This window comes from Paenibacillus nanensis, assembly GCF_003583765.1.
GTDB lineage: Bacteria > Bacillota > Bacilli > Paenibacillales > Paenibacillaceae > Pristimantibacillus > Pristimantibacillus nanensis.
Genome location: NZ_QXQA01000018.1, coordinates 25,702 through 47,242, shown reverse-complemented (window position 1 = coordinate 47,242; position 21,541 = coordinate 25,702). Strand labels below are relative to the sequence as shown.

The window sequence follows — 21,541 nt, the reverse complement described above, 5'->3', positions numbered from 1 at the left end:
ATTGTGCTTTACGGCCATTTCGCTGTCAATTGACTGCAGCGTCGTTAATGTTACTTTAAATACCTTGTCCGGCATCCAGCAGAAGGGAATAACCCTTGCAATGGCAGGAGCCGCTATGTAACAATCGTTGTGGGTTTTACGTGCAGTACCGCATCCGTATGATCCGAATTAATTGACGTCATTCATGTTCAAGGCAGGGAGGCCCGTGACAGTTGAAAAAGCCCAGCAGAATAACCTTCCAGGAACGGTTAAATCACATGGTGGACACGCTGCGCAGCCAAATTCGATCCGGCCAATATCCTCCGGATTCTTATATTCCTTCTATCCTTCAACTAAGCGAGGACTTTAAGCTAAGCATCAACTCCGTCCAAAAGGGTCTCGATCTTCTGGTGGAGGAATCGCTTGTCGAGCGGATTCCAAGGGTCGGCGTTCGCGTGAAGGAAACCGGGGCAGACCGCGCCGTTACCTTGTCCATTGGGTACTACACGACGCTGATCGACGAAATGGATTTGGGCGCGCTGGTTCAAAAATTTGAAAACGCCCATTCCTCTATCAAGGTCAATCTCATACCTCTGCATTTTGGGGACTATGTGGAAGTGACGGAGAACTATCTAAAAAACGAAATGGTAGATGCGGTGGCGATCAACCATATTAATTACTCGCATTTTGCCCATCAGCACGGCGGCATTGCGGAATTATTCGAGCCGCTCGATCCAACCGGCGATGTGTACCCTTATTTGGCAGAAGCTTTTTCCGTGAACGGGCAATTGTTTGTGCAGCCGGTTATCTTTTCACCGGTCGTGCTGTGCTATAACAAAAGTTATTTCATGAAGCATGAAATGCCCGAGCCCCCGATGAGCTGGCGGTGGAGCGGCTTTATGAAGCTGCTGGACCGGCTGGAGAGCGAAACGGAAGCCAAGCTTGGCTTTTATTTCTACCCAAGCACATGGAATCGGTGGCCGGTCTTCATCCTGCAAAGCGGCGTCGATTTCCGGAATGCACCTGTTAATTGGGGCGCGCCGGCCATTATGGACGGCATTGAAGCTTGCTACCGCCTGATTCACCGCCAAAATACGTTCTCCTTGCTGCTATCCTCGAATGAGACAAGCGTAGAGGAGCTGTTCTTGCAGCAGCATGTGCCGGTCATGATGACAACCTATTTCAGATTGAACCAGCTGAAGGAAGCGCCCTTTGTGTTCGATGTCGCGCCGCTCCCTTATGTTCATGAGCCGAAGACGCTGCTGCTGCCGCTCGGCTTTGCGGTGAACCGGTATTCGCGGAAGAAAGCAGCCGCCCGGGCTTTTATCGATTTTATGGCTTCATACGACACGCAGCTGCATATCCGCCAAAGCACGTACACGATTCCGGCCATGAAGCAGGCTGCGGAGTGGAACGGCCCCGAACCCTTGTACCGGCCGGCTAACTTTCATCTGTATAAGGAGATCAGCGATCAGTTCAGCCTGTTGTCGGATCTCCGGCTGTCCGAGAAGGAATTGGAAAAGCTTATCGGCGCGATGAATCTGTATTGGTCGGGCATACATAGCAAAGAGGAGACGCGATTGCGGCTCGCCGAGATTGGACAACCGGTAGAGAAGCGGAATTGATTGATTGATTGATTGATTGATTGATTGGCTGGCTTACTGCTTTCTGCTGACTGACTGACTGGCTGGCTGCCTGACTGACTGTCTGACTGTCTGACTGACTGCCTCACTGCCTGGCTGACTGCCTGCCTGCCTGCCTGCCTGCCTGCCTGACTGACTGACTGCCTGACTGCCTGACTGACTGACTAACTGACTGGCTGGCTGGCTGGCTGCCTGACTGCCTACCTGACTGACTGACTGACTAACTGACTGACTGTGCTCCCCTCCTCTCCCTGCCGGTAATGCTGCAAATCTGCATCAATTTATAACGGTTTATCCCCCGAAATTTGAAATTGCTGCGAATGTGCAGGATTTTAGAGCCTGCATGCTGCCAAATGAGTCTTTCTCCCGAAATTGATGTATGTTTGCATCATTTTTCAAAAATGGCGGCTTACGCGACAAAAAATAATGCACTTTTGCAACATTTGCACACACGTCCCCCTTGGCTAATGCACTTTTGCAACATTTGCACACACGTCCCCCTTTGCCTGGCGCTAGTTCCAAACCAGAATAAAACACCTTCAACCCCCCATCGGCGATAATGATAAGGGGTTGAAGGTGTTTCCGCCTGCAAAAGACTCTAGCGCTGAAGCTCCTTATATCTCTTCTCGGCCGCCTCTATAAATGCGATGATCTCCAGCGTCTCTTCGCTCGCCACGGGAGAAACACCCGTCCGGAAAAAGGACACCACATTCTCCAGCAAGCTCGCGTAATACGGAATCCGATTATCGATGCGAATCGCAATCGTATCCTCCGCCGTTTCAATAACGGCCTCGTACGGCTGGTCCTTGCTGAAGCAGCACCTGACCTCTCCGACCGCTCCGTCGCCCCATACGCCGATGATCCGCTCCGCTTCCTCATCGATTTCAAGATCGATACGATTGCAGCCCATACCCATAATGGCAAACAGCGTTTCGATGCCGTGAATGCCATACCAGAAATAACGGGACTGCGTCGGCTCGACAACAAACGGGCAGCTGACCGTCGCTTTCCTTATGCCGCTTCGTTCCACGCCCGTCAGGCCCTGCCGAAGCGCCGCCGCAAAACGCAAGGCGGAGCTGCTCATAAGCGGCGTGCCGTGCTGCTTGGCAAGCCGCATCATGTGGGCGGCATCGTCATAGCTTACGGCGAACGGCTTATCGATATAGACCGGCTTTCCCCATGCTACGATGCTGCTGAACAGCTCCAAATGCTTGCGCCCGTCCGCCGCTTCAATTAAAAACGCGTCGCACTTCCCGCCGATTTCCTCCAGAGACGTGAACGGAATATGAAACGCTTCCGCCAGCTCCCGGCTGAAGCCCTCTTCTCTCGAATAGCTCAGCTCAAAATCCGGCGAACAAAAACGTACAGCCTGCGTGATGGAGCCCCCCTCCACATGGAAAGGATGCCCCTTATCGTTCAAAATCCGGGCGAATGCGACGGTATGGGAAGTATCCGTACCGATTAATCCTATTTTAAGCCCCATATGAGGATCATCTCCTGACCGATGGCGATTCAACCTTTGCCGTGGCGCCCCAATCTTCGTTTGACGATTGCGGCCAAGACTGCGGCTCCAACCGGCAAACACGCCTCGTTTAATGTAAATTTCGGATGATGCAAGCCGTACGCTTGGCCTGCGTCATGCTCCGGTCCCGAGCCCAGCCAGAAGAAGCATCCCGGCACCCGCTCCAGATACAAGGAGAAGTCCTCTCCGGCCAGCGTCGGCGCCGCATGAACGCGGCTGTCCGCTCCGAGCTGTTCATCAACGGCTTCGTCGACGACATTCGTCTGCTCCTCATGGTTGACCAGCACGGGGACCTGCATGGTATATTGCAGCGCTGCCTTGCAGCGATAGCTGTCGGCCACGGTGCGGACGATGCGCTCGATCCGCTCTTTCATCCCGGCCTGCACGGACGGATGGAACGTCCGCACCGTTCCGCTCATCACCGCATAATGCGGGATGACGTTGTTCGCCTCCCCCGCTTTGATGCTGCCGATCGTGACGACCGCCGGCTCGAACGGGCTCAGCTCCCGGCTGACGATGCTTTGCAGCGCCATGACGATAGCCGATGCGCACACGATCGGGTCATGCCCCTCATTCGGAATCGCGCCGTGCGCGCCTTTCCCTTCAATTTGAATATCGATGCGGTCGACCGATCCCATCATCGGTCCGCTGCAGGTCGCCAGCTTGCCTGCGGAAAGCGTCGGCAAATTATGCAGGCCGTATATTTCCGATACCCCGTTCAGCGCCCCGTCCTCGATCATCGCCCTTGCGCCGGCATTCACCTCCTCCGCCGCCTGAAAAATAAAACGGACATGGCCCGCCAGCTTTTCGCGGCGAAGCAGCTCCATTGCTCCGAGCAGCATTGCCGTATGTGCGTCGTGGCCGCAGGCATGCATAACGCCCTTACGCTTGGACGCAAACGGCAGTCCGGTTTCCTCTTCAATCGGCAAAGCGTCCATATCCGCGCGCAAAGCGATTGTCGGGCCGTCCTGCTCGGACCGCAGCTCCGCGACAATGCCGTGTCCGCCGACATTCCTCGTATACGGGATGCCCATCCGTTCAATCCGTTCGGCTACGCGTCCCGCCGTTTCCTTCTCCTCCAGGCTTAGCTCCGGATGAGCATGCAGCTCGCGCCGGAAGGCGGTAAGCTCCTCGGCCAGTTTCTCTTCGACTAACAATTTCATCCTTCCTGTTCTCCTTCCGGCGAGCTCCACTGCTTCGCAAGCTTCTGCCCCGTCGGCGTCTGCGCCAGACCGCCTTGCGCGGTCTCCCTGTATTGCGAAGGCATCGCGCGCCCCACCTGAAGCATAACGCCGATTACTTCATCCGACGGTATGACGCTGCGGACGCCGGCAAGCGCCATATCCGCAGCCGCCAGAGCCGTCACCGCTCCAAAGCCGTTGCGGACAATGCACGGAATTTCAACGAGACCGGCGACCGGATCGCAGATGAGGCCCAAGCAATTTTTCAAAGCAAGCCCCACCGCATGCAGCGCTTGCTCCGGGCTTCCGCCCCGCAGCTCCGTCAGCGCCCCCGCCGCCATGCCGATCGCCGAACCGACCTCGGCCTGACAGCCGCCTTCCGCTCCCGATACGAAGGAGGAGTTGGCAATGACGTAACCGATTGCTCCAGCGGTGAACAGCCCGTTCACCATATGCTCGTCGCTCCAGCCGAAGCGCTGCTGCGAGCTGACGAACACGCCCGGAATGATGCCGCAGGAACCGGCCGTCGGCGTTGCAATTATACGCCCCATCGACGCGTTCACCTCGGATACGGACAAGGCGTAGGCAAGCGCGCGGCAAGCCGCTTCGTCGAGCGATGACGCGCCGCCGCTCATGTAGTCGTGGACGCGCTTCGCATCTCCCCCGGTCAAGCCGCTGCGCGACTTAACCGGCTCGTGGATGCCTTTATGAACCGCTTCCTTCATGACCTGATAATAATCCGACATTTGCTTCACGATAGCCGCCCGGGGCTGTGCCGATTCATGCATCTGCTCGGTGATCATCAGCTCCGCCATCGTCACCCGCTCGGACTCGCAGAGCTCCTTCAATTGCTGTAACGACTGAAATCTCATTCGCGCTCACCTTCTCCTAGATGAATGAAATGCACCGCGCGGACATGAGGCAGCATGCGTAGTTGCTTGACAATCTCGCGATCCTTCGCATCATCCAGTTCAATAACCGTAAGCACGTCCCCGCTTCTCGACTTTCGTTCCACCTTCATAAAACCGATATTCGCGTCGTATTGCTGCAAAATATGCGTCATCAGCGCGATCATTCCTTTGCGGTCCTCATGAAAGATGAGCAGCGTCGGATAATTCGCCGTGAAAGAAATAGCGTACCCATTGATTTGGACGATCTCAATATTCCCGCCGCCGATGGAGCAGCCCGCGATTTCAAAGGTGTTACCCTTCCGCTGAATGACGAGCCTCGCCGTATTCGGATGCAAATGCGGCAGCGGCTGCGTCATGGGATGAAAGACGACCTCCATTCCCGCCTGCTCCGCAAGCTCCAGCGAATCTTTAATGCGCGCGTCATCGGTATGGAAGTCCATCAAGCCTCCTGCCAAAGCCAGATCCGTCCCGTGCCCGCGGTAGGTTTCCGCGAACGAGCCGTACAAATAAATGTCCGCCTTCTCGGGCAAGCCGCCCGCCAAATGCCGAGCGACTCTGCCGATACGCACGGCGCCCGCCGTATGAGAGCTCGACGGACCGATCATCGATGGACCGATAATGGAGAACACGTCCTTAAATCTCATTTCAACCAGTCGCTTAAATGCGTCTTCACGAACTCGTCATCATGAAGATGAGGATATTGCGCATAGACGCGGTCGATTTCTTCCGCCTGGCCTTCCGATAAAACCTCATGCGGATTCAGGCACCATGTCCCTTTCAGCAGTCCTTGGCGGCGAAGCACCTCGTGAATGCCCGGAATACAGCCGGCGAACTGGTGAGCCGGATCAAAAAAAGCGGCGTTGCAGTCTGTCACCTGAATATTGCGAGTCAGCCATTCCTTATCGATTTGTTCCGCGCGGCGGGCCGCCTTGATTTCCTCCAGAAGCTCCACCGCTTTTTTCGTCCATACCGCCCAGTGGCCGAGCAGGCCGCCTACAACCTGCTTCTCCACCAATTGGCCCTCTATTTCGAATCGGTACGTGGTGAACAGATCGTTGACGATATTGTCGTCGTTGCCCGTATAAAGCGCGATCTCCTCCCTGCGGCTCGAATAACATACCGCGCGGGCGACATCCAGGCTTTGATAACGGTTGAACGGCGCCATCTTGATCGCGACGATATTGTCGATCTCGGCGAACCTCCTCCAGAAGTCATAGCTGAAAATGCGTCCGCCAACGGAAGGCTGCAAGTAGAAGCCGATCACCGGCATTTTCGCGGCGACCGCCCGCGCGCGCTCCAGCTGCTCTTCCTCGGTAAGCGACTGCAGTCCGCCCATGCTCAGCAGCGCGGCGTCATAGCCGAGCTTCAAAGCGATATCGGCCTCGGCGAGCGCCTGCTCAAGCGGTCCGCAGACGCCGGCAACCTTCATAAAGGGCCGGCCGATATGCACCTTCTCCACTTCCTCCGCCGCCATTCTCAGCACCGGCTCGAACAAGTTATGCTCCGGATCCCGGATTTCGAATTGCGTGGAATGGACGCCGACCGCAATGCCGCCTGCGCCTGAAGCGATATAATAACGCGTCAGCGCGCGTTGATGACGCTCATCTAACGTGCGATTCTCATTCAAGGCCAGCGGGTGAGCGGGAATGACAACCCCGTCATGCAGCGCCGCCAGCAACGAGTCCGAAAGTTTCATTAAAATTTACCTCCCCGTTCCTGGAAATGCGTCGGCTTGTTCCATGTAGCCCCGCCGCTTTGCAGCCATTCCGCCGTCCAATCGATCATTTGCAGCAGGCTGACGCGCGGGTACCCGAATAATTGATGCGACTTGGACGCGTTATTCAATAGAGCCACATTCGCCTCTTCATTGGCGAACAGCGCCGGCTTGCCGAGACGCGCCGCGAATTGCTCCGCCGCCCAGCGGATCGACAGCGTTTCGGGGCCTGTAATATTGATGACCGCCGGCGGCGAGCTGCAATGGTTAAGACAGCGGAGCGCCATCGCGTTCGCGTCGCCCTGCCAGATTACGTTCGCAAAGCCGGTGGTCAGGTCGATCGCTCTGCCTTCGTTGACCGCTTTGGCAATTTCCAGCAGAACGCCATACCGCATATCGATCGCGTAATTCAACCGATACATCGTCATCGGCGTGCCGTTTTTATGGGAATGGTATTCGAAAATGCGCTCGCGGCCGAGCGTCGATTGCGCGTATTCGCCGACCGGCTGCGGCTCGACGGATTCATCCGCGCCGCCGCTGCTGACAGGCATGAACGGATAAATATTGCCGGAGGAGAAAACGACGATGCGGGAATCCTTATATTTCTCGGCTACCCGGCCCGGCAAATAAGCGTTCATCGCCCATGTGAAATGCTCGCGCCCCGTCGTGCCGAACTTGTTCCCCGCCATATAAATGACGTTGTCGCTGTGAGGCAAAGCCTGCAGGGCGGCATCGTCCAGCAGGTCGCATGGTATCGTCTTGACGCCGACCTGTTCCAGCTCATCTCTCGCTTCCGGATTCGAAAATCTGGAAATGCCGATGACGTTTTTATTTAACCCGCCTTCGCGGATCGCGTTAACGGCGAGAGCGGCAAGCGTTGGGCCCATCTTGCCGCCTACGCCGAGCAATACAATATCTCCGTCGACCTTGGCCAGATCCTGCACCAGCGCCTCCGTCGGTGTTGTCAGCTGAGCGAGCAGCTGCTCCATTGTGTTCATGAACCATGCACCTCTCCATTGTAGAATTACCTTCATTCTACTGAGCCGCCGCATTTAAAGACAGGACGACTAATTGTCTTTAATTCGCGCAAAAAGGCCGAAAGAACGCAGGCCATTGCCTGTCTTCTTCCAGCCTTTTAATACGATTTCTGTTCGATGAATGAAAACCGGTACATTTGCCGGGGACGCCCCTTCGGCAGCTTCTCCTCCCGGGAGAGCTCGATCAAGCCGTTATCCAGCCACATCAGCAATAACCGATGCGCGCTGCGCACCGTAATATGCAGCATCGCGGCCACTTCATGCACGTGGTACTCATACTTTTCGTGCTTCGACATATAGGCGACCAGCTTGCTTAAATAGCTGCTGGTCATCCCCGCGGCCTCCGCCTTCTTCACAAGCGCGACATCGAGCGGCGCAAACGTCGCTCTCACCGGCTCCGACATTTCAAGCGGGCCGATGATGCTTTTATCCTCGCGCACGATAAAGCAGCTGTTGCCGCCGGCTTCCTTCGCCTTGCGAAGCGCCTCGCGCGCGTTCGTCCCCGCCTCGTTGGCCGTCATCCCGAAGCCGATGCCCAGGCTCAGGCTTAAGCTGTAGCTCTGCTTCGCGTCCTTCGCCAGCGGAATCGATTTGTAGCCGCCCGTTTCCCGTTCGAATATGCCCCGCGTCGTAAAAAACAAATATTCGTCGCCGCCAAGATAAGACATATAGCCGTCAAGCGACTCCACATAGCTTAGCACCATCCGCTGAATATCCAGCTTCAGCAGCTGCACCTCGTGCTCGTTCATCCGCTGCATGACGAGCTTCCCGAAATCGTCGACATTAATGATGCCGACGACGATTTGCGACTCCTTGTTCCTCCGCGATTCGGTGGACAGCAGGGCGCGCTCGAGCGATACGATAATATCCTGATCCGACGGCCCCATCCACAAATTCGGAATGCCCAGTCCGCTCAGCTGCTGCGCGACCGCTTGAACCCCGGTAAGGACGATGGAGCAGCGCCCCGCTTCATATTGCTCTTGATGAAAGGCAACGAGCTTTTCGGCGGAGGCATAGGGCGGCCCGTTGTACACCACATAAGGCAGCTGCCGCAAATCCAGCTCCTTGACCGCACGCGTCACAAGCACCTTCGTTAACGTATCGACCGATATGCCTTGGGTCAGCTTAGCGTCCTTCACCGCCCGGAGAAGCGCCTTGTACAAGCCCGCCTCCGTAAGCGGGACGTAATGGACGGGGATCGACAGCTTCGGCTGCGCTTTCAGCCTCCGGCCGGCGAGCGGCCCGTAGATGAGAATGACCTCCACGGAATCGCTTAGCCTCTCCGCATAGCCCGGAATGTCCGTCTCATTCTCCACGATGCAAAATTGCGGCGTAAAGGTCGGAAAGGTTTTGATCACTTGACCGATCTGCTCCACAACTTCCTTTGTCCCGATGATGCCGATGCGAATGACCAATTTCACCACAATCCTTCGTTTAATGAGGTAGACTCCCCCACTGCTCTTTCATTAGCCGAGCGTAGGAAGCATAATGAACGAGCGTCTGCTTCAGCTGCGGCGAAGCGTTCATCTCCTCCATCGCCAAGTACCGTTCCGCCAGCTCCATGATACGGTCCAGCTGCCCGATCACCTGCTTTTTGTCCTCTTCAGCATACGACGCTACTTTCAGAGGGTCAACCGCGCGCGCGGGAAAAAGCGGCACATTCCAGCTCGTTAAGACCGTTACTTCTTTCTCCAGCTGCTCGTAGAGGCTCCCGATAAGCGGCCGGAGCTCCGCAGCAAAGAAGGCGGCAAACTGCCGCATAATCTCATCGGCCGGTTCCTTCCAGAGCGCCCGCGCGAATGCGTAGCTGTTAAACACTTGGTTCCATTGGTAGCCGTACCCGTCGACCCGGCAGGGCACGACCAGATTGGTCATGCCGTAGACGCCCAGCTCCGCATAGCGGTTCACGTCTTCCGCAATTCGCCCTCCGAGCATCGGGAACAACGGGCTCAACATAAAGTGATCGCTGTAATATTCGAATACCGTCAGCTTCCGCCCCACAGGCCGAAGCCGGTTTAGCCAGTCACTCAATGCGGAATAAGCTCTTTGGTCGCTGACGCTTTCGCTCTTATCGGGGCCAAATCGATAGTCTCTGCCCCAATAGGCATAAAGCGTCTCCACCCGTTCAGAGGGCTTCTGTCCGCCAAGCTCCAGCATATCCCAAGCGAGGCCCGCGTTGTAGGCGATATGCTCAACTTCAAGCCGAAGCCCGGCTCGCCTCAGCCCTTCATCCAAACGTTCGGTGAAGGCGGTATAATGCGTCAGGAACGAATCCGCCTGCTGATGCTGAATATCCTCCGGCCATAACGAGATCCGTTTCAAATTCGTCACGTCGCGGCAAAAATCCGCCGCTTGCCGAATAAGGCCGTGCTGCCAGCTTACATCCGTATAGTCAAGCTGCCTCTTCGCCGTATACGGATGATCGGCAGCCTGCGCCGCCTTCTCCTTCTGCTGCCGGTCCAGGAAAAAGGAGGCGCTGTGGCCGCCCAGCGTAACGTCCAGCCCGCGGTCGGCAATCAGCTCCCGCAGCGCGGAACCGATTTTATCCCACAGCGTGAAGGTGAAGAACAGCTCGTTGATTTTATTTTTGGCCAGCCAATCGACCATCCCCTGCATAAACGGCACATCGTCGATCGTCTCGAACACAAACCCTCTGCGCTCCAAACGCGGCGCCTCATGCAGCGGAGAGTCGAACCCGGCGGCCGGCTCCAGCCGCGCCGGCTGCTCGCCCGGGAAGATCCAGCGCAGACCCAGCGCAAGCTCCGCATAGCGGTACACCGCATACAGCGCCGCACGCTCGCACCCGCCGATCAGATAGACGCTGTGTCCCTGCTGCGAGATAACAAATTCGTCCGTAAAGCGAGCCGTCTCCAGCGGCCCCGCAATGGCGGCAGACTGCCCGGGCTCCGCCTGCCGAAGCTGCTCCCGCGTGCCAAGCACGACTCTTTGAACGGACAGCGGTTCTCCCGCCCTCTCATACAGGCGCGTCCATTCGTCCCTCGCAAACCGCAGCACCCGGCCCTGGCCAAGCAGCTCCACGCGGATATCGGCGCCCATCACTCGGCACTCTCCTTCGCCAATCCGAGTTCCGCACCCTGCCCGATTAACCGCTGCTGCAGCGTGCGGATCGGGACATCGATATTTCCGCAGTTCAGGCTGACCGCGAGCGCGGCCGCCGTACCCGCAGCCTGCCCGATCGCCATGCAGCTCGGCGTCAGCCGGGTCGTCGCCTGCGCTTCATGCGTGGTGGAGATGCAGCGGCCGGCCAGCAGCAGATTCGTCACCTTTTGCGGGACGATGCTGCGGTACGGAATATCGTAAGCGCCGCCTTCGCGAATGAAATTGGCGGTGATCCCTTTCCCTTCCGGATTATGAATGTCGATCGGATAGCCGCTTCGCGCAATCACATCGGGGAAGCGGCGCCCATCCAGCACATCGTATCCGTTCAGCACATAATGGCCGATGACGCGCCTTGTTTCGCGAACGCCGATCTGCGAGCCGACCTCGGAGATCGACGCCTGCTCGAAGCCGGGAATGTAGTCTCGGAAAAATTGCTCCAGCTCCAGCACCTGCTTTCTTCCTTCCAGCTCTGCTTTTGTCAAGTCCGCCGCATTCGTCGGATCAAGGCCGGTCACGCGCGACACATTGACCAGCACCTCATCCGCGCCGGGCCCCGTAAAAAACAAAACGCCTTCACGCGGAATGGAAAGGTTCGCCCTTTCCCACAGCTCGAAAAAACCGGAAACGGAAGTGAGCGGCAGTTCATCCAGCCGATCGAATAACGTCTTCTCGTAAAACTGATCGCGATGCTCCAGGATATACTGCTTCACGCTGTCGAGCCGGACGCCTTTCATGCGAAACTTCATCGTCATCGGCTGCACTTTCCGCTGCGCGTTGCCCTGTTCCCAAGGCGCGCCCGCCCGGCTGGCGATATCCGCGTCGCCCGTGGCGTCGATATAGAACTTCCCTTGCACCGTCTGAATCCCGCTTTTGTTATAGAGAGTCACGCTTTGTATGCGCTCGTCCTCCGCCGTCACATCAATGGCCGAGGTGTGCAGAAGGACGTCCGCGCCGCTCTCCTGCAGCATTTCGAAGGCGACAACCTTATACATCTCGGGATGGTAGGGCGTAAGCGAATACGTAAACCCGATCGTGTCCCGCAAATGTCCCGGCGAGCCGCCCCGTTCCTGCAGCCGGTCGACGATTTCCTGGGCGGCGCCTTTAATGACCTGCTCTCCGGTGGCGGAATGAAACGTCATCCACGGATAAACCAAAGCCGCGGTGGACATGCCGCCTAGGAAGCCGTACCGCTCGACGAGCAGCGTGCTCGCGCCGTTCCGGGCCGCGCTGACCGCCGCGGTAATCCCCGCCGGGCCTCCGCCCAATACGACGACATCGTAGCTTTCCCTGTGGTTATGCTGAACCATGATGCCCGCTCCTTTATGGGTAGGATACAAAAGTTTCTTTAAATCGGAAATCTATTGAGCCGCTATCCTAAATCCTGTATGATGACAAAAAAATCCGCTCCATCCAAGAGCGACGAACCGGAGGTTGCCTCATGACGACGAACAGCCCGTCGATCGCCGTTGCCAATGCCCCTGACGAGCAGCAGCTTGAAAGCATTTTTACTATTTTGGACGAGGTGTTTTCCGTCGGGAAAGCCTTTTTCCAAGACCGCCTGTTGAAAGACTCCTCCTACGACCCGCAGACAACCTGGTATGCGTCCGTCGACGGCCAAATCGCCTCCACGGTCCAAATCTTCCCGCTTCGCATCCGCGTCGGGCAGGCCGAGCTCAAGATCGGCGGCATCGGCAGCGTCGGCACCGATCCGAATTACCGCGGGATGGGTCTCGCTCACCGCATCCTGCATGCGCAGTGCGAGTGGATGAAGCGGAACGATTATGACGCCACCCTGCTTCTTGCCGTGATTCACGCGTTCTACGAAAAGGCCGGCTGGAAGCTCATTCCCGAAAAAGCCTACTCGATTGCTAAGCCCGCTCTTATCGAGCCTTCGGAAGGCTTTGACATTATCCCGTTCGAACCGCAGCATCTTCAAAAGCTGCGCTCTATCTACGAGCAATTCAACGACAAGCGGACGTACACCCTCATCCGCGATAAAGCGTACTGGGACGATCTGCTCAGCTGGCCGGCCTGGTACCAAGCCGACTGCCGCTTATTGCGTCATAACGGCCGCATCGTCGCCTACGGCTTAATTGAGAAAACAGAAGGCGAAAAGCCGTTTATTCAGGAGCTGGCCTATTTGCCCGAAGCCGCGGACGAGGCTGCCGCGTTATTTACGGCGCTTTGCCAGCTTCCGCCGAATGCGACGCATGTGCTTGCGAAATGGCCTGACGACCATAAGCTAGCCGACTACTACAAGCAACATCATGCGGAGCAATTCGAGCTCAACGTCTCGATGTGGAAAATGATCGACTGCCGCTCCATGTTCCGGAAGCTTCAGCCGGAGCTCGAGCAGCGCATCCATCACAGCGAATTCGCGCACCTGCCGCTCCATCTCGAGCTGCATATCGGCGTGAACCGGCTATGGCTGCATTACCGCAATCAGCGGCTGAGCATCTCGGGGCAGCCCGATCCCGGCGCCGCATACGTAACGCTTCGTCTTGATCCATACCGCCTTATCTCATCCGTCATCTTCGGCTATCAACCGGCTGAAGAGGATGAGGCTGACGAAGCCGCCTCGAAGCTTCTGCAAGTCCTGTTCCCTAAGCAGCAGGCGGTCTTCTACCTGACGGATAAATTTTAGCCGGCTCACTTGTCATCGTTTTTGGCGGCCGCTTGCCTCCTGTACTCGCTCGGCGATATGCCGTAATATTTCTTGAACGTTGTTGTAAAGGTCGATGAGTTCAAATAGCCTGTCTTTTCGCCGATTTCGCCGATGGACAGGCTTGTTTCCTTCAGCATCGTTCTGGCGTGAGAGAGACGAACCTTATTGAGATATTCGATATAGTTAATGTCGAACGTTTTTTTGAAATAGTTCGAAAAATATTTCGGCGTCGTGTCCATCACTTTCGCGATATGATCCAAATACAAATTCTCCATATAGTGAAGCTCGATATACTGCGCGATAAACGCCGGATTCAGCTTCACCTCCACCGTTCTGCCGCCGTACTTCGCCAGCTGCTCGACCGCCTCGATAAGGGCCGTTTCAATTTCCTCGTAACGATCGGCGTATTCCAGCTTCAGAACAAACTCATTCTCAATCCGGTACAGCTCATGGATGGACTGCGTCATGCCGCCGACATTGCGGAACAAGTAAAAGAATATCGACTTCGCGACGAACTTGAATTGATGGTCGTGCACATTGCGTTCGATATTTTCCTTCAGCGTTTCTTTGATGAGAGCGACGCTGTCCTCGACCTTCCCGCTCATCATAAAGTTCGTCATTTTCTCCATATCCTCATACGGAAAATAGACATTCCAGACAAAGCGGATCTTCTCGGCGTCCATCACCTTCACATGTTCATTTACATTCCGGTATTTATAAGCATTTTCTACATCTTTATAGGCATTTCTACAGTTTTCTATCGTCATGCGGTAGGCCTTGCTCGCGCACGCCCACAGCTGAAAGCCGACCAAATTTTCCTTCTCGAGACGAGTCAAAGCCCGGCCGATGCCGCGCATAGCCGAGTCCCGGGCAGCCGTTTGCCGGAGCGAAACCAGCACAAAAAATTGATCGTGAAGATAATGGAACGCCTGCGCCTCGATCTCTTCCTTCGCCAATTGATTCTGGATATGATCGGCAATCGTCTCGACGGGCAGCGAGTAGCCCTTCAGCACCGATTTTTCGCGAACCTGCACCAAAGCGAGCATGAAATAGCTCGCGTTAAAAAAGTTCGGGTAATATTTTTGCAGCTGCAGGTCATGCTCGTCGCTGTGCGTGTAATCGTCGATCACTTGCAGGAACGTCGTCCGCTTCAATTCGGCATCCGCATAGACAAGCTGATTGGCGTATTGTTTGTTTTCCTGCTGCAGCTTCGTTATTCCGCTCTGAATTTTACTGAAATCGTCGCCTTTGCTGTTTTCTCCGCCAAGCATTTTCATGATTTTCCGTACCGGACGATACAAATAAACGCTTAAAAAAAGCGACAGCAGCACGGCGCCCGCGATACTGATAAAAATGATGGTCCGGTTGCCGACGGCAACGGAGTTCAAATTTTTAAACTCATACGGAACCTTGCTGATATAAACGAAATTGTTATACTCCGAGGTATACATCGTGTACTCGAAATTTTCAGCCTTCAATGAAATTTCTTGATTTTTCCGAGGCTGATCGGCTTTGACCAAATCGTTAATAACTTCGACGAGCTCCAGATTGCGGTCCGTGCTGAAAATCGTATTTTGGTTCTGGTCCAAAATTTTGAGCGAAGAGCCCGGAATCAGCGTCGTTTGCCCGAAATGCGCCATCAGCCGGCTCGTATCCACAATGACGATAATATTTTTTTTGCTTTTTACATAATTGTTGTCGCTCACAATGAACATGAGCTCTTCCTTGTAATGGGACTGATTGTCCGAATAACGCACGTCATATTCGATGCTCGGAAACACTTTGAACGAATGCTCCGTGTTCAAAAACTGCTTCCAGTAACTCGCGGTATACGTCGGATGAACGTACTTATTATTGAACAGCAGATCGAAATCGATCGTTCCCTTCGACGTGATCGCGAGCTCCTGCTCCTCGAACAGCACGATCACCTCTTCAATATAGTCCGCCGACATCATCAAAGCGGACATATTGCTTATGAACCGGCTCGCTTGCACGGAGTCCAGGTTACCGTTGCTCATGACGGGATACTCGTACGGCGGCATTTGCTCCAGGGAACGAATCAAATGGCTGATGTTTTGGAAGGTATTATCGATGAACAGCATCGCCGACCGCGTAGCCGTTTTGTTATTTTCCTTAATATTTTCATAAATACTAGAAATCGAGGCGCGATAGATCGAGTAGGTAGAGAATGCCATAATGAGAATCACTAACAGCAACGATAAAAAGATTTGTGAGATTCCAAGGCTCGTAACAAAACGTCTCATCTTCATCATCCTCTTTCTCCTGCTGATCGCATGCACACGCCGTAAGGACTAAGCTTCTTTCGATTGTACTATCCTTTCTCCGAACCTAGCATAACACCTTTCGCAAAATATTTTTGCGCAAACGGGTAAATCATCAATACCGGAATCATCGCCAGCACGATCGTTGCGTTCTTTTTCGCCTGCGGCGCAAGCGCGGCTGCTTCCACCAGCCTGGAGCCCGTATCTTCGCTGAATACCAGCATTTCGCGCAATACGACCTGCAGCGGATAAAGCGAATCTGTATTCAAGTATATCATTGGAATGAAATAGCTGTTCCAATGGCCGATAAAGTAGAACAACGCGATGGAAGCGAGCGCAGGCTTGGACAGCGGTATCATAAGACTGAATAAAATCCGGTATTCGGACGCCCCGTCGACTTTGGCCGCTTCGCGAATGGAAGACGAGGTGCCCTCGAAGAAGCTTTTCAGAATAATCAGCTGGAAGGTCCAAATGGCATTCGGAATGACAAGCGCCCAGACGGAATCGAGCATGCCCAAGTCCTTCACGATCAAGTAGTTGGGAATGATGCCCGGGTTCAAAAACATCGTCAGGACGATTAAAAACATCCAGTACTTGCGTCCGATAAATCCGCGCTGCGCGAGCGGGTATGCCGCCAGACAGGTCATGAGCACGTTAATAAACGTGCCAAGCGCCGTATACATCACCGTGTTCAAATAGGCTCTCGGAATTTTCACATCCGTCAGCACTTGCTTGTACGCGTCCCAATTCAAGCCTTTCGGGAACAGGAACACCTTCCCCTGCGTGACGCTTGCCGTATCGCTTAAGGAAACCGCCGTAATATAAACGAGCGGCAAAATCGTCGAGCATGCTACGGCAAAGAGAATTACCGCATTCAGAATGTCAAATAGGCCGAATCGCCGTTGTCCTACCATAGCCCGTTCCCTCCCAACCGCTTGCTTACATAGTTCGAAATGAGCAGCAGCGCCATGGCGACGAAAGCCTCGAACAACCCGACGGCGGCGCCATAGCTGTAATCGTTCGCCAGAAGGCCTTTGCGGTATACGAAGGTAGAGAACACATCCGCCACCTCATAAGTCATCGTATTGTACAGAAGCAGCACTTTCTCGTAGCCGATCGTAATCATTTGCCCGGTTTTAAGAATTAACATGATGAGAATCGTCGGCATTATGCTCGGCAAAGTAACGTTGAACATCATCCGAAAACGGCTAGCCCCGTCTACTTTCGCCGCTTCATAGAGCGTTGGGCTTATACCGGCGATCGCCGCAAGATAAACGATCGATTCGTAGCCCGAATTCGTCCAAATTTCGGAGAGGATGTAGATCGGACGGAACCAGTCGGCGTCAATCAAGAAATATTTGCTTTCCACCCCGAACATGTTCAGCACTTTATTGACGACCCCGTTCGTAGGAGACAGAAAGTCGATAATCATACTGGATATGATGACAACGGACAGAAACGTCGGCAGGTAGCTAGCCGTCTGCACGCCTTTTTTGAACCAGGCGACGCGCACTTCGTTCAGCAGCACCGCTAAAAGGATCGGGAACGGGAACGAAAACACCAGCGTTAAGAAGCCGAGCAGGAAGGTGTTTCGGAATAATTGCCAAAACTCCGGCGCATTGAAAAACTTTTCAAAATATTCGAAGCCTACCCACGGGCTATCCATAATGCCTCTGAACACGCTGTAGTCCTTAAACGCGATAATAAGTCCGTATAAAGGTCCGTATCGGAACACGATATAGAAGACTAGGCATGGAATAAAAATAATGAGCAGCTGACGGTCTCTTACGATTCGTTTGCCTAATTTGGCCAGCATAAGCAGAAGCCTCCCCCGTTAAAGACGGCGGCACTAGAGCTTCTAGTGCCACCGTGCAATGATGTCCGTTATTACTGAGCCGCGTCATAACGGGCTTGCGCCGCATTATAAATCTCCAGCAATTCCGTAACGCCTAAGGAATCGGCGCGATCTACCCATTCATTCCATTGCGTGTCCCCATAAGCAGGATCCAGCACGTATTTCGTATTGAACTCCTCCGCTGCCGTTTGGATGGAAGATTTCAGATCCGCAAGGCGGTCCACCTCATCGACTGTGAAATTCAATACGGGATCCAGCTTCTCATACCGCTCTTCTGCGTTAATGAGATCCTGCGCCTCTTGCTCTTTCTCCGTGTAGTTGTAGTAAACGCTGCGATGGTCGGGACGCAGGTAAGCGCCTTCTAGCCACATGCCGTACTTCTCGGATAGAACGGTAATGTCGACAAGATCTAAATTAGACAGCTCAGGATATACCGGCTTGCCGTTCGCATCCCATTCAAAGTTAACGCCTTCGACGCCGATCGTCATCAGCTCCGAGCCGGACGGGCTTGTCAAGTAGTCGAGCAGTTTAAGCGAAATTTCCGTTTTTTTGTTATTGGCTACAGCAATGCCCCAAGTGCCATCGATCTTCGGAAGGGTGCGGACGTTGCCTGTCGGTCCGACCGGCAAGCCGTAACGAAGGTTATAATTCGGGTTCGCATCCTTCACTTGGTTATAAAATAAATCCAGACGTCCGATCCAATCCCACGTCACGAAAGCTCTGTCGGTCGTCATTTTCGACGTCCACGAATCCGACGTATCCGTAATAAATTCCGGATCCATCAGACCTTCGTTGTAGAGCCTCTTCATGAAATCAAGCTGTTCCCGGTGAGCTTGCGTATGGGAGGCAAGCTTCCACTGGTTATCGCTCTCATCAAAGAACAGCGGATATTCAGCCGATCCGATTCCCCATCCGTATGCCCAGTCTCTGAAAATAATGGCGCCCGTCTTCGAAGCGTACGGATAAGAATCCGGGTAAATCTCTTTCAGCTTCTTCAATACCTGATAGAAGCTTTCCGTATCCGTCCAAGGCTCGATGCCGTTCGCGTCCAAAATATCTTTACGGTACATAAATCCATGGTTTACGTCCCGATTCATCTCGTAAATCGGCCAAGAGTAAAGCTTCCCGTTCTCGTCGCCATAGGAAGTCGTCACCCAAGGATTTTCGTCGATATACAGCTTTTTAAAATTAGGGAGGATATCCGCGTAGTCATTGAGAGCGACAACCGCGCCTTCCTGGCCCAGTTCCTTCAATTCATTCACCGGCACGCCATGGACGATATCCGGAAGCTCGCCGGACGCAAGCGTAACGCTGAGCTTGTCTTGATATTGGGAGCTGGACACGGTCTGGAAATTAACCTTGATGCCTGTACGCTTCTGAAGCTCTTTCGCGACCAGCAAATCGTTCACGTTATGCTCGCCTACGAGCATCCAAGTAATTTCGGTAGGCTCGTTCACAATCGGCAGCGTTAAGCCGCCCGTGTCGCCGTAATCCGCAGCCGGTTCCACAGGCGCGCTTGTGCTGCCCGTGTCATTGGAAGCGGGAGTATTTCCGTTGTTGCCGTTGCTGCCGGAGCATGCTGCCAACAACGTTAAAACCATCGTGCACACAAGCAGTAAACTCGCCCATCTCTTTGTCAACTTCTTTGACATGAAAATTACCTCCCCTAATATTCGTTGCATCAGGCTTTCGACCTGCTCGAATATAAGTTTAAGAACCGTTTTTACGGAAGTAAATTTAGGAAAATCACCCGGCCTTATAGAATCGCTTTGAAAGCGCTTCACACATTGGGATGCGCTGTAAATACGGGTTTTTCGCGTGTAGAAAATGATAAAAAGGAGGAAATTTATAATTTGCCGCTTGACTTAACCGGCTCCGGAATAAGATGCGAATCCATCGTTTTTTATTTCCTATATCATTCTTTTTATCATATTCCACCGGGTTGATAAAGGAAGGATATTAATGAATTCCCTTTCCAGGCTCAAGCTGATCCCTCAATCAATGTGAACTAACTTTACAAAAATGGGCGATGCCGCTGCTTCCTCTATTCGCTCTATTGTAAAGGATTTTTATACGCAAGAGAAAATTAGACAAAAATATTTAAAAATTTGAAAGAGTTCCGATTATTTATTTGCAAATAAAGGATTTTTGGAGGATCGTGTCGAATGAATAGGGTCGAACATAATGGTAAATTTAGGAGGAGACACATGAAGTGGATGTCCAAACGGTTCACGTTCGTTATCATTCCGGATGCGAACCAGTCGGTTAAACGCTACAGCGTGCCTGCGCTCGTCTTCATACTCGTCCCCGCTTTGGCGGTCCTGCTGGCGTTCTGTGCCGCGCTCTTTATTTCTTTAAATGCCGGCAATGCAAATAAAGTCCATCATCTTAAAAATCAGCTCACCTCCTCGCAGGCGGGCTTCGAGGAGCAATTGCAGTCAAAAAACAAAGAGATATCGGCGCTTGAGGAGGATCTGCTGGCGCTGTCGGCGCAAGCGGAGCAATTCGAGGATAAAATATCCGCAGTAACAAAGCTGGAGAACGAGCTGAAAGCAATCGCCGGCATCGAGGACGCCACCGTTCGTATTTCCTCCGGCTCCGCGGAGGCAGAAGGCGGACAAGGCGGCGAAGAAATCGAGCTTGAGGCCGATTTTTCTTCCGGTGCCACACTCGCAGACAAGACGATGAAGAGCTTCTCCGACATGACCCTGCAGATCGACGCGATGCTGCCTAGCCTGGAATCGACCAAAGAAGCGTTTCTTAACTACCAGCACATCCTGGATATTACGCCAAGCATCTGGCCCACCGAATCGAAAAAAATAACGTCAACCTTCGGCGTGCGAAGCGATCCGTTCACCGGCAGAGCGGCTTTGCACTCCGGCGTAGATTTTGGCGGAGACCGCGGCGATCCTATCTACGCGGCCGCAGACGGCGTCGTCACGTTGTCGGAGCGGGGTTATCCGCATGGCAACAACATTATTATTGATCACGGCAGAGGAGTTAAAACTCGTTATCTTCATCTGAATGAACGTTTGGTTGAAGTAGGGGACTCCGTGAAGAAAGGCCAGCTCATCGGCGAGCTGGGCAATACAGGAAGAAGCACAGGGCCGCATCTCCATTACGAAGTGATCGTAAACGGCGAGAATGTCGACCCCATGCCTTATATAAAAGAAGACAGAGAGGATCAGTGATGGCGCATGTTTAAAACCAAAACGGCTAGCAGCAAGATCAATCCTGATCAGACGGACACACTGATCGGCGAAGGCTCTACTTTTGAAGGAAAAATTAAATCCGAGGCCAGCATTCGTATCGAAGGCAGCATCATCGGCGACATCGAGTCGAGCGGCGATGTGACCATCGGAGAGAGCGGCTGCGCCAATTCCAACATTACAGCCCGCGACCTCGTCCTTGCCGGACAGCTGAACGGCAATGTCGAAGTGAAAGGCAAGCTGACCATTTGCACGACAGGCGTGCTGAACGGCAATATTACCGCGCAGTCGTTCATTATCGAGCCAGGCGGTCTCTTTAACGGCACCAGCAAAATGACGGTTAACAAGCCGGCTGCCGCCGCTGCGCTGAGTCAGAAGGAGCTCAAAGCATCGTCTTAACCGGCATAACAATAAAGCACAACC

At 54.0% G+C, this 21,541-nt stretch carries 17 protein-coding genes; 4 read left to right on the top strand and 13 right to left on the bottom strand.

Annotation, left to right across the window (positions count from 1 at the left end; translation table 11 throughout):
• Positions 1 to 212 precede the first annotated feature (212 nt).
• A complete protein-coding gene (locus D3P08_RS22570) occupies positions 213 to 1,604 on the top strand; it encodes an extracellular solute-binding protein (RefSeq protein WP_119602387.1) in 1,392 nt (463 codons plus the stop codon).
• Positions 1,605 to 2,220: 616 nt separating this feature from the next.
• On the opposite strand, the gene D3P08_RS22565 is transcribed toward D3P08_RS22570, so the two are convergent.
• The 9 genes from D3P08_RS22565 to D3P08_RS22525 all read right to left on the bottom strand — a co-directional run bounded on the left by D3P08_RS22565 (position 2,221) and on the right by D3P08_RS22525 (position 12,414).
• The gene (locus D3P08_RS22565; RefSeq protein ID WP_119602386.1) at positions 2,221 to 3,105 is read right to left on the bottom strand and encodes a Gfo/Idh/MocA family oxidoreductase; all 885 of its coding nucleotides are present in this window, start codon (positions 3,103 to 3,105) and stop codon (positions 2,221 to 2,223) included.
• Between the two features lie 29 nt (positions 3,106 to 3,134).
• Positions 3,135 to 4,307 (bottom strand): M20 metallopeptidase family protein, encoded by a 1,173-nt coding sequence (locus tag D3P08_RS22560; protein WP_119602385.1) that lies wholly within the window; start codon positions 4,305 to 4,307, stop codon positions 3,135 to 3,137.
• A complete protein-coding gene (sdaAA, locus tag D3P08_RS22555) occupies positions 4,304 to 5,197 on the bottom strand; it encodes an L-serine ammonia-lyase, iron-sulfur-dependent, subunit alpha (RefSeq protein ID WP_119602384.1) in 894 nt (297 codons plus the stop codon). Before sdaAA ends, D3P08_RS22560 begins: the two co-directional genes overlap by 4 nt.
• On the bottom strand, positions 5,194 to 5,880 hold the full coding sequence (sdaAB, locus tag D3P08_RS22550; RefSeq protein ID WP_119602383.1) for an L-serine ammonia-lyase, iron-sulfur-dependent subunit beta: 687 nt from the start codon (positions 5,878 to 5,880) through the stop codon (positions 5,194 to 5,196). Before sdaAB ends, sdaAA begins: the two co-directional genes overlap by 4 nt.
• Positions 5,877 to 6,932 carry a dihydrodipicolinate synthase family protein gene (locus D3P08_RS22545; protein ID WP_119602382.1) on the bottom strand — a complete coding sequence of 352 codons (1,056 nt, stop codon included), beginning with the start codon at positions 6,930 to 6,932 and terminating at the stop codon, positions 5,877 to 5,879. The genes sdaAB and D3P08_RS22545 overlap by 4 nt, the downstream gene beginning before the upstream one ends.
• Complete coding sequence (locus tag D3P08_RS22540; RefSeq protein WP_119602381.1) at positions 6,932 to 7,948, bottom strand: NAD-dependent epimerase/dehydratase family protein; 1,017 nt, start codon at positions 7,946 to 7,948, stop codon at positions 6,932 to 6,934. The genes D3P08_RS22545 and D3P08_RS22540 overlap by 1 nt, the downstream gene beginning before the upstream one ends.
• Positions 7,949 to 8,085: 137 nt before the next feature.
• Positions 8,086 to 9,408, bottom strand: a complete 1,323-nt coding sequence (locus D3P08_RS22535) for a GGDEF domain-containing protein (RefSeq protein ID WP_338068739.1) — start codon at positions 9,406 to 9,408, stop codon at positions 8,086 to 8,088.
• A 13-nt stretch (positions 9,409 to 9,421) separates the two neighbouring features.
• Positions 9,422 to 11,047 carry a hypothetical protein gene (locus D3P08_RS22530; RefSeq protein ID WP_147381840.1) on the bottom strand — a complete coding sequence of 542 codons (1,626 nt, stop codon included), beginning with the start codon at positions 11,045 to 11,047 and terminating at the stop codon, positions 9,422 to 9,424.
• The gene (locus D3P08_RS22525; RefSeq protein WP_119602379.1) at positions 11,044 to 12,414 is read right to left on the bottom strand and encodes an FAD-dependent oxidoreductase; all 1,371 of its coding nucleotides are present in this window, start codon (positions 12,412 to 12,414) and stop codon (positions 11,044 to 11,046) included. The genes D3P08_RS22530 and D3P08_RS22525 overlap by 4 nt, the downstream gene beginning before the upstream one ends.
• 131 nt (positions 12,415 to 12,545) lie before the next feature.
• Between D3P08_RS22525 and D3P08_RS22520 the strand changes: the two genes are divergently transcribed.
• Positions 12,546 to 13,751, top strand: a complete 1,206-nt coding sequence (locus tag D3P08_RS22520) for a GNAT family N-acetyltransferase (protein ID WP_119602378.1) — start codon at positions 12,546 to 12,548, stop codon at positions 13,749 to 13,751.
• A 5-nt stretch (positions 13,752 to 13,756) separates the two neighbouring features.
• Here the strand turns inward: D3P08_RS22520 and D3P08_RS22515 are convergent, their stop codons facing one another.
• The 4 genes from D3P08_RS22515 to D3P08_RS22500 form a co-directional block, all read right to left on the bottom strand.
• Positions 13,757 to 16,045: a helix-turn-helix domain-containing protein gene (locus D3P08_RS22515; RefSeq protein WP_119602377.1), complete on the bottom strand. Its 2,289-nt coding sequence runs from the start codon at positions 16,043 to 16,045 to the stop codon at positions 13,757 to 13,759.
• A gap of 59 nt (positions 16,046 to 16,104) precedes the next feature.
• Positions 16,105 to 16,968, bottom strand: coding sequence for a carbohydrate ABC transporter permease (locus tag D3P08_RS22510; protein ID WP_119602376.1), 864 nt, complete (start codon positions 16,966 to 16,968; stop codon positions 16,105 to 16,107).
• Entirely contained in the window at positions 16,962 to 17,870 is a 909-nt protein-coding gene (locus D3P08_RS22505) for an ABC transporter permease (protein ID WP_119602375.1), read from the bottom strand. Before D3P08_RS22505 ends, D3P08_RS22510 begins: the two co-directional genes overlap by 7 nt.
• Positions 17,871 to 17,941: 71 nt before the next feature.
• Positions 17,942 to 19,561 carry an extracellular solute-binding protein gene (locus D3P08_RS22500; RefSeq protein WP_240647713.1) on the bottom strand — a complete coding sequence of 540 codons (1,620 nt, stop codon included), beginning with the start codon at positions 19,559 to 19,561 and terminating at the stop codon, positions 17,942 to 17,944.
• Between the two features lie 555 nt (positions 19,562 to 20,116).
• Between D3P08_RS22500 and D3P08_RS22495 the strand changes: the two genes are divergently transcribed.
• Positions 20,117 to 21,100 (top strand): peptidoglycan DD-metalloendopeptidase family protein, encoded by a 984-nt coding sequence (locus D3P08_RS22495; protein WP_162848576.1) that lies wholly within the window; start codon positions 20,117 to 20,119, stop codon positions 21,098 to 21,100.
• Positions 21,101 to 21,106: 6 nt separating this feature from the next.
• A complete protein-coding gene (locus D3P08_RS22490) occupies positions 21,107 to 21,517 on the top strand; it encodes a bactofilin family protein (protein ID WP_119602373.1) in 411 nt (136 codons plus the stop codon).
• Positions 21,518 to 21,541 lie beyond the last annotated feature (24 nt).